The organism is Zestosphaera sp., from assembly GCA_038843015.1.
Lineage (GTDB): Archaea > Thermoproteota > Thermoprotei_A > Sulfolobales > NBVN01 > Zestomicrobium.
Genome location: JAWBSH010000001.1, coordinates 56,953 through 69,140 on the forward strand (window position 1 = coordinate 56,953; position 12,188 = coordinate 69,140).

The window sequence follows — 12,188 nt, forward strand, 5'->3', positions numbered from 1 at the left end:
GAGTTTTAATTGGGGTGATGAGTGGGGAATTCGCTAAGACTGGACTAGGAAATCTCGTAGAGGGTTTTATAGAATCATCTCGCAGAGACCCTTACCTAGCTGAAGTCACGGGAGGTCGTAGAGACTCGCATGATGATGGGTGGGGTCTGGCAGTAGCGGGATTCAAGAACGAGATATTAACCATCTTTCACGAGAAGATGGCACACCCCATATTCAGTGATGTATCGAGAGAGTTGTTGAGAGTGTTTTCTAGTAAGCTGAGCAGATATGAAGAACTATACCTGCTACTCCACTCTCGCGCTACTGGAACAGAACCTCTAGGCACGAGTAACGCCCACCCCTACGAAGTAGACTACAAGCTAGGTAAAGTTTGGTTTATTCATAATGGTAGCATAGACAAACTACGTGCTTCTCGAGAGGCCGGCATAGATCCGCATCTCCACGTAGACTCTCGCGTGGTAGCTGAACTGATAGCTAAGTACCTGAGTGCTTGTGTTACGACATGTGAGGATCTAGACGAATGCGTGTCTGCAGCGTATGAGAAACTCTATAGAGAATATACTCGCGAGGGTGAAGCGCTAATAACAGGTCTCTTAAGCTATTGTGGAGGAAGTGATGTAAGACTCTACGCTACCTCACTAGTAAGAGGTTATGAGAATCTAGATAACGCGAGAAAAGCTTACTACGCAGTATATAGGGTATGGGGTGACGGATTCAACGTGGTATCTTCCTCAACACTAGTTGATTATTATTTGAAGCTAAGTAGCTTCAGCAAATCAACACAACAACAAAAAGTTCTTAAAATAGAGCGTGACTCAATAAAGACGTTACTCTCTGTTTGAGCCGGAGGTAGACCATTCTTGAGTGAGTCAACGAAGAAATATTACGTGCACCCGACAGCCATAATAGAAGAAGATGTTGAGATAGGGGAGGGTACTAGAATATGGCACTTTGTACATGTCAGGAAAGGTGCTAGAATAGGTCGGAATTGCAATATAGGTAAAGACGTTTACATAGATGCTGGCGTGAAGATAGGCAATAATGTCAAGATCCAGAATTTCGTCTCTGTTTACAGGGGGGTCACGTTAGAAGACGACGTTTTCGTAGGTCCTCACGCAACGTTCACTAACGACATCTACCCAAGGTCTTTTAACGTAGAGTGGGAGGTAATACCCACGATAGTTAGGAGAGGTGCGTCTATAGGAGCTAATGCGACAATAATTTGTGGAGTGACTATAGGAGAGTACGCGATGGTAGGTGCTGGAGCTGTAGTAACTAAGGACGTCCCGCCTCACGGACTCGTTTTGGGGAATCCGGCTAGACTAGTCGGTTTTGTGTGTTTCTGTGGCAAACCACTTAAGGAGAAGGATAAGGTGAAGGAGGAGAGTAAGGTAGTAGTTTATAAGTGTGAGAGATGCGGTAAGGAAGTTGAAATTCCTTTAGAGCTGTATAAGCAGGTTATGAAGACTTAATCTCTGTGATTTTAGGAGCGTGAGTTTAAATCGTAATTCCTAACTTCTCTATTCTGGTGTAGTTGTTGTTATTAGTTATGACGTTAACTGAATCATATATTAGTATGTCGGGATTCTTAGAAAGCCTCATTATGTCTCCTGTTGTTAACTTGCTGTATTCTGTGTGCTTAGTTAAGACTATGATAGCGTCTCTGTCTTCCAGGGCTACTCGTAAGTCTTGAGTTAGCGGAACACCTAATTGATCAAGGACTTCGTCTTTAATTACTAGGGGGTCGTGCGCCACAATGTTTCTACACCCTCGAGCTCTCAGTAAAGCTATAATGTCATGTGTTGGTGAGAGTCTAGTGTCGTCGGTGTCTCCTCTGAAAGCTACTCCCAAGACGCCTATTCTCGAACTACTTACTTTAACACCATGTGTTCTCAGAAATTTTTCAAATCTCTTAACAATTTCGTAAGGCATGAACTCGTTAATGTTTCTAGCAAGGAGTAAGAGTTGCGGGATGAATCCTCTTCTCGTAGCTATGTTTATGATGAAGTATGGGTAGATCGGTATGCACGGACCCCCGACTCCAGGCCCTGGTAAGTGTAGGTGGCAGTAAGGTTGTGAGTTAGCTGCTTCCCTAACTTCATAATAATTTACTCCGAGAACTTCAGAAAGCATGGCTAGCTCGTTTGATAAGGCTATGTTGACGTCTCTATACACTCCCTCAGCTAGTTTAGAAAACTCAGCTGCCTTAATAGAACTTAGCCTTATCACGCCCTTGCTTGATATTCTTGAGTAGAACTTAGCAGCTAGTTCTGCCGACACCTCATTTATGCCTGAGACTATCTTAGGGTAATTAACTTCTATGTCTTCTAGCGAGTGACCAACGTATATTCTCTCAGGACTGTACGCTAAGTAAAAATCTCTCCCAGCAACTAGTCCGCTAACTCTCTCTAGTACTGGCTTAAGAACGCCCTCCGTAGTACCTGGAGGAACGCTAGACTCTAGAATAACTAGGTCTTTTTTCTTAAGCCCGCTACCAACAGATTCGCCAACTTCTACTAACGAACTATAATCAATCTCTTTAGTCAGCCAATCTAGGTATACGGGCACCGTAATCACCTTAACACACGCACTCTCAGAGAATTCGAGACTATCTGTAGTAAGCTTTAACATTCCTTTCTCTAAACCATTATATATGGCTTCTTCTATGTTTCTCTCTAAGAATCTGAAAGAACGTAAGTGAAGTGCTTTGATCTTATCTAAATTTTTATCAACTCCGTAGACTCTTAAGCCCTTCCTTAAGTAGGCGGCTACTAGAGCAAGACCCACGTACCCTAAGCCAAATACTAAAGCCCCGCAACCTCCCTCAAACACCCTATCAACAGGGTCAGAAACACTCATCACGTGACCCACCACTAATGATTGTTATAGCATATAAATCTATGCTTGTGTTCTGGTAGAACTAATTACTGCTGATTCTACCGCACTTAATCAACTACTAAAACTTATTAAGCTACACCCAACCATAAAAGACGAGACTTCATGAAGGTGGGGTAACGTGAGCTACGTGAGACCTACAAGTAACTACATAGGTAAGTATGTTAGGCTGAATAGAATAATGCCTGACGGGAAAAGTGTTATTTTTGCTTTTGATCACGGTGTAGAACACGGCCCTAAAGACTTTACTGAGGAGTCTATAGATCCCAGAAATATCTTAAGTAAAGTCGTTGAGGGGGGAGTTGACGCAATACTGCTACTACACGGCATCGCTAAAGCGACATATGATGTGTGGAGTAATAAGACAGCCTTAATACTAAAGATTACGGGCAAGACTATGCTAAGACCTGAAGACAACAGGTATCTTCAAAGTATTTTCGGTAGCGTGGAAGACGCCGTGTCTATGGGGGCTGAGGCTGTTGCCGCGACTGTTTACTGGGGTAGTCAGTACGAGGACGCAATGTTGAGGAACTGGTTTACAGTGAGAGAGGCTGCTGAGAAATACGGCATGCCGTGCCTTCAGCTAGCTTACCCTAGAAATCCACAAATGAAGAACATATATGATGTCGAGATCGTCAAGTACGGCGCTAGAGCGGCAAGCGAGAGCGGTGCTGATATGATAAAGACTTACTACACAGGAAGCAGAGAAACTTTTGCTGAGGTAGTTAAAGCTGCGGCTGGCGTGCCTGTCTTGATGAGCGGCGGTCCAAAAACACAAGACACTAGAGAATTCTTAATTCAGGTCAGAAACGTAATGGATGCTGGAGCTAGGGGGGTAGTTGTGGGTAGGAATGTCTTCCAGCACAAGAATCCTAGAGGAGTCATAAAGGCTGTTAAAGAGATAGTTCACGAGAACAGAAATCCGGAAGATGTACTGCATTACGTAAAGTAATCTCAGGTAGAGACTCATGATCGACTTACTATGTATAGGACACGCGTTAGTTGACATTAGGTTCTTAGTCAATAAATTTCCGCAACCAGATGAAGAAGCGCGAATACTTGACGAGAAGAGAGGTGTAGGCGGTTCAGCAGCTAATGTGGCTATAGGAGCGAGAAGACTAGGACTCCAGACTGGCTTGATAGCTAAGGTAGGTCTCGACTCTTTTGGACGAATGATAGTTGACGAGCTAATGAGTGAGGGAGTTGATATTTCCGGGGTAAGAATATCTACTACACTCCCAACAGGCTTCTCAATAGTAGTTAGAGATTCTGAAGGCAAGATACTCATATATGGTTTTAAGGGAGCCTCAGAAGACTTAAGCATTAAAGACGTTGATAAAGAACTACTGCGAGACACGCGATACGTGCATATAGCTAGCTTAAGACCTGACACAACTTTAGAGATCCTTAAGTCTCTGGAAGCCGGAAACAAGCCTATAGTATCGTGGGACCCTGGTAGAGTACTAGCCTTGAGCGGGTTAAGTAAGCTAGAGCCAATAATATCATTAGTGGATATTGTTTCAGTCAATAAGAGAGAGATATACTACATAACTGGAGAAAGCGATTACATTAAGGCAGCCGAAAAATTAAGACGTCTGGGCCCTAAGATAATCATAGTCAAAAGAGGCAGTGAAGGAGTTTACGTAGTGAGTGATTCAGCGACTGTAGATATACCAGCTTTCCCACCCGAGAGAGTAGTTGATACTACCGGCGCTGGCGACGCCTTCATAGCAGGTTTTTACTCTGCCCTAAAACGCGGCTACGACCTCGAAGAATCTGTCAAGTACGCAGCACTAGTAGCATCAATCAAGGTAGGAAGACTAGGTTCTCACGAAGTACCAAAACATGAAGAAGTAATTAAGGTAGCTAAAGACCTTTATCAGCTCTCATTCAAAAAGCCATGATATCATTTCTTAGCGAAGAGATAAGGCGATATTAAGTCACCGTATTTTCTCCTAGCGTTTTCAAGTCTTTCTTTCTGAGCTCTCAAAACATCAAACAATATCTTTGGAGTGTCAGGTATTTCTAAATATATAGCCCATATCCTCTCAATTTTTGAGAGTTGTTGCGGGACTCTTAAAGCGAACTGCTTCTCATATAAAGTTTCTGGATATTCCTTACCTAAATACGTGTCAAAGAGCTTTCTAAGGTCCTCATATATGGGTATGAGACCCGTAGGAGTCTCTACAGCTTCTACGTCGTCATGGACTCTTAACTCCATCCACTTCAACCACACTCTCTTATCTACCTTCTCAGCAAGATAGTTTCCATTCTCGTCTTTCAGGAAATAATTGACGCCGTAGATTCTTGGCTTGACCTTAAGCTTCTCAGCAAATCTTAAGTGAAGCTCTGTAAACTTACCTACAGAAATAGATAGGAAGTCTAAGATCGCGTAGGGGTTAAACTCTCTCTCACCCGCTCTACCTAAAACAGCGGTAGTCCTCTCTGATTCTAGGGCGGCTCCCTTAGTGATTATTCCGTGCACCCAATCAAAAGATTCCTCAACAGGAGGTAACGTATCAGAGTCTCTGCCACCAAATATCATGCCGCCTATCGGGACTCCCATAGGGTCATCGATTCTTGGGTCTAAGTATTTTAAGTACCTTATTGAGGTAGTGAATCTAGAGTTCGGGTGTGATGGCACGTTATCTTTGCCAGGCCACCACGCGCCAGCGTAGTTGATCCCTCTACGCGGCTCACCGACTTTACCAGTCCACCAGACCTCGCCGTCCTCTGTCAGTAAGACGTTAGAGAATATGACTTCGTTTTCGGGTGAGTTCAGTATTTCGTAGATTTCAGAGTCGTCTCTGGGATTTATTCCATCAACTATCCCGAACATACCTACCTCGGGGTTTGCGGCTCTCGCTATCCCGTCGAATTCTTTAATTATAGCTAGGTCATCACCAACTACCGTGTCTGACATTAGAGCTGTTGAGGTTTTGCCGCATCCTGCCGGGAACGCTCCAGTAAAGTAAGTTATCCTGTCGCCAGGACCTCTAACACCAGTTATGAACATATGCTCACATAACCACCCTTCTTTAAGACCCCTATTAACGCAGAGCCTGAGTGCTAACTTCTTCAAACCCACTGTGTTGCCCGCATACTGGGTGTTAGTGCTGTATACTGTGTCGTCTTCAAGGTCTATATAGATCCTCCTCTTATCTATATTCTTGCTCCAGCCGTTCTCGTCACGTTCTCCTGCTGAGTGGAGGAATCTCATGTAATTTAGGTTGGGTCCCTGATTAACGAACTCCTCATAACATACCCTGTAGAGGATGTTCTCGCTATGAACCACATACGCAGAGTCCGTTACTTGAACCGCGTACATCGTAAAGGGAGAACTTCTCGGCCCAAAACAATAGAACGATACAAACATTTCCTTGCCACTCATTATGCCCTCAAGTATATTCTTAATTTCGTTAAGTCCTGCCGCCTTCTCGTAAGTATTTATGAGAGGTATCTTCTCCCCACTACTCAACAGTATTCTAGTATTACCTCTATCCCTAGCTAAGTCTTTCGGCCCATCAAAATGGACTGTGTGTTTAGGATATTTAGTTGGTAATTCTTCCTTATTGATGAGTGCTGCACGCCTTACATACTCGAAGTCTTCTTCACTCCCTATAGATACATAAACTGATGAAGGCTTAGTAACTTTTATTATATCAGCTATCCACTTATGAAGTTCCGGGTCGGGAATCTTCAAGAGTCTTTCAAGCATTTCCACACGCATGTGAGAACGTAAGAAGCTAAGATAATCATAGTCTTCTTTAATCAGTCTTTCTCTACCCACACAGCTCACCACAACCATAATACTCAAATTCATTATTAAAGATATCTGTACTTAACAATTTTAAAACGTCTGAAGTGTCTTTTCAGGGACTTACGTTAAATGGTATTTCGAGCAACTTCTTAGAAGCTCTAAATCTTGGTTTTTCTAATACTATACTACCAATAAATCTTGTTGATGGTAAGTGTTCTTTATTACAGGCGTTTATGTTCCAGATACTCCCGTCTACATCATACACTATAACGAGAGTTAACTCCTTAACGTCTGGAGGTACTGGAAACAAGTCATATATTACATTACCGTAAGTTTTCTCAGCTTCTGTCCTTAACATAGTTTTAACCTCAACACGTAGGTCTTCTAAGACTTTCTTATTCGCTAATTCTTCAATTTCCTTAACTTGCTCGTCACTAGGTTTTGTTGGGCAGGTCACAGTTAGCCTGCCGTGCTTGCCTGAAACATAAGTTGATGCAGTCCATAAAGAACCCTCACCTAAGACTCTGACTACAGCTCCTTTAAGAACGTGGAGGGCAGTGTGAGTTCTCATTTCGTCTGAGAATACCTGGCACTCCAGTTCTGAGGGCACGACTGCATCACCATCTCTTAATTAGTCAGAGATCTTAATTTAAAACCATAAAGTAGCATACGTGTGAGAGCCCATCCCTAACAAGTCATGTTTTATGTGGAGCGAGTCGGTCTCATCTGGTGTTCTATGAAGCTCATTAAGAAAACTATCGCGACTATCAAGACAGATATTAAAGCAAAGACTTGAATTAAATTATACTCGTAAAGTACATCAACTATCTTATCTGCAGGATAGACAGCAATTACTTCTATTAAGTTTAAGACGTATCTCGCTAATAAAACTGTAATTAATATAGCTACTACATCTCTCCAAACCCTGATACTCTTCTTAAGGACTCTACTAATCAACCTTCCCGTAAATAGTATTGAGGCTGAGAGTGCTATGAAAGGCACTATCACTTCAGCGTATAACCTAATAGATAGCGGGTCGTAAGAGAAGTCGCGTGAGGCTGCTGAAACTAGCGTGAGAGCAGTGCCCACGGCTAGAGAGAAGATTGCTAAGATTCCTGAAACCCTATATATTGATGACTGTCTCCACTTCCTCAATATAACTTCATGAATCTGAAAACCCCTGATCAAGAGAAACAAACCTAAAAGACCTACTAGCACTTCCCACACGTATATCGAGAGGGGAGTTAGAGACAGTAACGCGAAAACTAGCAAGAGGATGCCTGGTATTCCAAGGATAATTTTAGAGAAACGAGGTTCTTCAATAGCCTTCCTCAAGTACCTACCTAACAAAATATACGTTTCTTCTACACCCCTAAGCTGCTCTATGACCACTCTCTCAAGAGCTACGATGTTAACTATGTTCTGAATAACCGGTATTATTAACTCGTCCTCAGCACTGTCTAAAACCAAAATAAAGTCTCTACTACCTAAAGTACTCACTAAGTATTCAGTCTGCGTTCTGAGTTTTTTGCCAGCCTCTACGTGACTCCCAGGATGTCCAGAAATTATAGCGACCTCAACTTCCTCCCCCTTATCTTTAAGATTCGAATATACTGAGAGAGCATGAAACAAAACGTTGAGGTCTGAGTCATCAGGTCGTAACATACCAAACCTGACAGAAGCACTAACCACGTTCTCATAGCCAATAATAGGAGTCTCAAACCCACTCAACGAAATATCGTCGTCGTAATCGACAGCAACAACCACTAACTTCGACAACCTAGCCCCCATTAAGATTACTACGCATCCTAACGTAATAAATAAGAACATACCCCCATAAGCACATAAACGAACAAGTCATACCTAACCGTTGTGGGATTTATAGATTTTTATCTCTTCCCTCTCACATCTATTATTTGAGGCTCATAGAGGGCTTTCGGGGAAGGGGGTAACGTTCTAAATACTTGAAGCCGAACATCGCTAGCCTATCCTTAAACCCGATGACAATGGCTCCAATTTCTTTCCTCTCAACCATGTCGAAGAGCTCGCTTAGCTATTTCCTGTTTTTATTAAGACCACTTGCTACGTCCTCCAAAATCGCAACGACTTCGTAGCCCTTTAATTTTGCGTAGTCTAACAAGGCTTACCTCTATCTCTCTAATTATTTTCTTTGTTGTTTTTGATCACAAGAAACAAGCATATACTACAGCTCTCTTTCTTACGTTAACTTCCTTTATTCCAAGGAGCCTTTTCAGCTCACTTTCAGGTACTCTCCTCCTACCTCCCAACAATTAATGCGTCTTATCTTACCTTGCTCATTTCAAATCTAGAGTCGTCTAACGCTGACACTGAGGACCCTACTAGCCTCTTTCATCGTATAATGCTTCTCTATGCTAGTTGAGATAAAACTATGAACGTCTATAAAAATCTATCTATTTGAGAGCTGCTGTCAACCCTAGCAACATTTATATTTCTGCTTAACACACTTAATGTGAGATTGCCGTGAAGCCGGGGTGCCCGAGCGGTTAAGGGGCTGGCCTGGAGAGCCAGTGGGCTTCGCGCCCGCGCGGGTTCGAATCCCGCCCCCGGCGCCTTTCACAACTGTTTCGGGTCTCATAAAGATTTAATAAAGGTTTTAGGTTTAACACTAACTCACTTATATCGTTGGAGATATTGCCCAGGATGTGGGGTTTCCACACAGCTGTGAGCCCAATGAAGGTGGGCTGTGGGTTGAGGTCACCCCGAACAGGTGGAGACTGATGACAAGACCTCTACTAAGGCCCCGCGAAGCCTGAGGATTAACATCAGACAATGCGAAATCCGAGCCCCTCCTATTAGATTACCCTTCAACAATATAACACTCTCAAAACTCTTGACTGCTGAGAACTAAGAGTGTCTTAGTAGCTAATAATTAAAGCTAACGATCGCATCCGAAAGTCCCGCCCTAGAAGGCAAAAAGCAGGAATATTTAGTAGGAACACCGTTTGACCTTAAGTATTCGTTTTGTTAATTTAATGTGTGCTTATATTCGAGGCTAGGAAACTCCTCTTTCACTTATACTCTCTACAGTTGTTTTCTTAACTTTACAATTCCGAAAGCCTCGCCCTTTAGGACGGGGAGGAGGTCAGTAGCGTTTCTTCCAGAGAGGTGGGTACGTACCTCTGTTCATGACTACCCTCTGGGTTTTCGCGAATACTCCCTTCCGAGTCTGTAGTGCTTCTTCTGTATGCATTTGAGCAGTCCCTATAGCTACTAACTCTCCTTTCAATGAGAATATAGCTACAGAGTCTCCCTTTCTTATTTTTTCGTGGATTATCGAGATGCCGGGCACGGCTAAGTCTGCTCCGTAAGTGATCGCACTAACAGCTATGTCGTTTATTATTACTTTAGGCAAGTGTGAGACTATATACTCACCAGGCTTTACTGCCTTCATTAATAGAGTCGCGTCTCCCTTGTTGCGCCATAAATACACATACTCAGATAACTCATGCATTTTGATTAAATCAACGTCTTCTTTGAAAGGTCCGGCTCTAATCCTCCTCAACTCACGCATGTGAGCGCCAATGCCCAGTATGTCTCCCATGTCATGTATTAACTTGCGTACGTAAGTCCCATGCTCGCAACTTACTCTAAGTAACACGTATGGATACTCATACTCTAAAACTTCTATGTCTAGTACTTCTCTAACTCTGAGAGTCCTCTTGACTGAAGACCTAACAGGGGGTTTCTGGTATATTTTACCCTTAAACAGACTCACTACTTCTTTTAAAGTCTCGGCGGTGACTTCCTTATGCAGTTGCATGACAGCGACGTATTCCTTACTCGACTGCATTAAGAACTTAACAAGTTTTACAGCATCTCCTAAAGCGATAGGAAGTACTCCCGTAACTTTCGGATATCCCCGCCCCCATCAAGAGTCTTAGATCAGGGGCTCTAGGGTGCCGCCATGTCCCGCCTTACTTAATCCAAGAATCTCCTTAATCCAAGCAACGACTTCATGGCTTGTTGGTCCTGGAGGCTTGTCTAGGTTTATCACCCCAAATTTAAGTAGCTCTACTAAAGACCTCTCCTCAGGAGACTTACCGTACTCGTAGCTAGTAGAAGACTCTTTAACCAAGATATACGATCTCTTAATACCTGCAAACTCATCTAACTTCTTAACAAACTCAACCCCCTTAAGCAATCTTAAACCCCCTAACCCTATTACATTAAACAAGTTATTAACTAGATCGTGTAGAACCAGCACTAAATACAGTGATAAAACTTCTGAAGCATGTTAGGCTCGTTTTGCTATAGTTGCTTGACTTTTTACGTATAGTAATTCTTTAGTAGTTATTTTTACTCGTTCCCTCACATAATGTTCTAGGTCACTATCTTTTAATGCTTGTAGAACCTCTTCGTCAGTAGCTCCATTCCTAATATTTATTTTCTTGTCCGTAGGTTCTATGTGATTCACGTTAACCTTTCTACGCTTAACACCTGAAACACTCTTAGGACCAGTCACTAAAACGAAGTTTTCATCAATTATATCAACTATGACACACTTCCTCCCAGCTTCCCTACCACGTAACTTCACGCATATCCTACCAACCTCAATAGCTGCCAAGCCAATCACCCTTATAGGGCCTAGTAGAATTACTGAAGACCCTTTTTAAGTGTTTAATAATTAAAGCCCTCGTTCTAGATGTGGGGTTCAACACAGAGTCTTTAGTTTCAGTTCAATAGCTTTTTTAGAGATCTCGAAAACTTCCTCAGCGTTAAAGCTGGCTGTGTTTATCACTAAATCAAAACTTCTTAAGTCTCTGATGTCTATGTCGTAGTAGGTCTTGAATCTCCTTCTCTCAGACTCTTCTCGCATTCTCAACTCTCTTAACGCATCTTCATAGCTCTTGCCGTCTCTCTCAGCTATTCTCTTAGCTCTCACGTCCTCGGGTGCTGTAAGGTATATTCTGAAGTGAGCTACGTTTTTAAGTATCCATCCGGCTATGTGCGCGTCAATAACTACACACCCTTTGCTAGCCTCACTTAAAGACATCTCGTCAATCATCTTATCAATTGAGGGGTCTTCTTCAGCAATTCTCGACAACTCACTCAGCGTTAGTCCCTTCTGAGTAGCTAAACTCCTAAACAAGCTACCAGCTGAAACCATTCTTAAACCAAGCCACTCAGCTATTTTCTTTGCTAGCGTGGATTTCCCGCTTCCCGGCATCCCACTAACTGCTACGACTAACTTACATGAGCACTTATTCAATAAAGTTCCCCTAAGAACTTCTTACTGACAGTCTCAACGCTAACGATAAGCAAGAAGGACAGAGCACGCCACCAAAAAGCCTCTCAGGTCTCTTAGAAGACTTAGTAGTCTTTTTTAAGACGTTAGTAGATTCTGGAATTCCCCCTAACCTACTACCGCAAATCCCGCACACAGCTACGTGAGACTTAGACCTCCTATAATGAACTACAGTTCTACCGCCTGGCGTGCGTCTCCAGACCCTCCTGAGAGACCTAGACCTCACTGAAGCGCCCGACATACGCC

General features: G+C 42.9%; 12 protein-coding genes, 1 tRNA gene and 1 pseudogene. 5 read left to right on the top strand and 9 right to left on the bottom strand.

The window, feature by feature from the left end; genetic code table 11:
* The first annotated feature begins 17 nt into the window (after window positions 1–17).
* Both QXL29_00335 and QXL29_00340 read left to right on the top strand, forming a co-directional pair.
* Window positions 18–842 (top strand): class II glutamine amidotransferase, encoded by an 825-nt coding sequence (locus QXL29_00335; GenBank protein MEM2283050.1) that lies wholly within the window; start codon window positions 18–20, stop codon window positions 840–842.
* An 18-nt stretch (window positions 843–860) separates the two neighbouring features.
* Complete coding sequence (locus QXL29_00340) at window positions 861–1,472, top strand: acyltransferase (protein ID MEM2283051.1); 612 nt, start codon at window positions 861–863, stop codon at window positions 1,470–1,472.
* A gap of 25 nt (window positions 1,473–1,497) precedes the next feature.
* On the opposite strand, the gene QXL29_00345 is transcribed toward QXL29_00340, so the two are convergent.
* On the bottom strand, window positions 1,498–2,859 hold the full coding sequence (locus QXL29_00345; GenBank protein MEM2283052.1) for a nucleotide sugar dehydrogenase: 1,362 nt from the start codon (window positions 2,857–2,859) through the stop codon (window positions 1,498–1,500).
* A 157-nt stretch (window positions 2,860–3,016) separates the two neighbouring features.
* Here QXL29_00345 and fba point away from each other — a divergent pair, with 157 nt between their 5' ends.
* Both fba and QXL29_00355 read left to right on the top strand, forming a co-directional pair.
* Entirely contained in the window at window positions 3,017–3,847 is an 831-nt protein-coding gene (gene fba / locus QXL29_00350) for a class I fructose-bisphosphate aldolase (protein ID MEM2283053.1), read from the top strand.
* Between the two features lie 16 nt (window positions 3,848–3,863).
* The gene (locus tag QXL29_00355; GenBank protein MEM2283054.1) at window positions 3,864–4,799 is read left to right on the top strand and encodes a carbohydrate kinase family protein; all 936 of its coding nucleotides are present in this window, start codon (window positions 3,864–3,866) and stop codon (window positions 4,797–4,799) included.
* 2 nt (window positions 4,800–4,801) lie between these two features.
* Here QXL29_00355 and QXL29_00360 read toward each other — a convergent pair whose 3' ends face one another.
* From QXL29_00360 to QXL29_00370, 3 genes are all read right to left on the bottom strand, one after another.
* Window positions 4,802–6,685 (bottom strand): phosphoenolpyruvate carboxykinase (GTP), encoded by a 1,884-nt coding sequence (locus tag QXL29_00360; GenBank protein MEM2283055.1) that lies wholly within the window; start codon window positions 6,683–6,685, stop codon window positions 4,802–4,804.
* An 82-nt stretch (window positions 6,686–6,767) separates the two neighbouring features.
* On the bottom strand, window positions 6,768–7,265 hold the full coding sequence (locus QXL29_00365; protein ID MEM2283056.1) for an alanyl-tRNA editing protein: 498 nt from the start codon (window positions 7,263–7,265) through the stop codon (window positions 6,768–6,770).
* 92 nt (window positions 7,266–7,357) lie between these two features.
* A complete protein-coding gene (locus QXL29_00370; protein ID MEM2283057.1) occupies window positions 7,358–8,434 on the bottom strand; it encodes a DUF373 family protein in 1,077 nt (358 codons plus the stop codon).
* Between the two features lie 728 nt (window positions 8,435–9,162).
* Between QXL29_00370 and QXL29_00375 the strand changes: the two genes are divergently transcribed.
* A tRNA-Ser gene (locus QXL29_00375) sits at window positions 9,163–9,246 on the top strand.
* A gap of 533 nt (window positions 9,247–9,779) precedes the next feature.
* Here the strand turns inward: QXL29_00375 and QXL29_00380 are convergent.
* The 5 genes and pseudogenes from QXL29_00380 to QXL29_00400 all read right to left on the bottom strand — a co-directional run bounded on the left by QXL29_00380 (window position 9,780) and on the right by QXL29_00400 (window position 12,183).
* A pseudogene (locus tag QXL29_00380) lies at window positions 9,780–10,538 on the bottom strand (RNA-guided pseudouridylation complex pseudouridine synthase subunit Cbf5).
* A 36-nt stretch (window positions 10,539–10,574) separates the two neighbouring features.
* The gene (locus tag QXL29_00385) at window positions 10,575–10,901 is read right to left on the bottom strand and encodes a tRNA pseudouridine synthase A (GenBank protein ID MEM2283058.1); all 327 of its coding nucleotides are present in this window, start codon (window positions 10,899–10,901) and stop codon (window positions 10,575–10,577) included.
* 30 nt (window positions 10,902–10,931) lie between these two features.
* Window positions 10,932–11,261 carry a 50S ribosomal protein L14e gene (locus QXL29_00390; GenBank protein MEM2283059.1) on the bottom strand — a complete coding sequence of 110 codons (330 nt, stop codon included), beginning with the start codon at window positions 11,259–11,261 and terminating at the stop codon, window positions 10,932–10,934.
* Window positions 11,262–11,348: 87 nt separating this feature from the next.
* The gene (locus QXL29_00395) at window positions 11,349–11,906 is read right to left on the bottom strand and encodes an AAA family ATPase (protein ID MEM2283060.1); all 558 of its coding nucleotides are present in this window, start codon (window positions 11,904–11,906) and stop codon (window positions 11,349–11,351) included.
* A 10-nt stretch (window positions 11,907–11,916) separates the two neighbouring features.
* Complete coding sequence (locus QXL29_00400) at window positions 11,917–12,183, bottom strand: 50S ribosomal protein L34e (protein MEM2283061.1); 267 nt, start codon at window positions 12,181–12,183, stop codon at window positions 11,917–11,919.
* Window positions 12,184–12,188 lie beyond the last annotated feature (5 nt).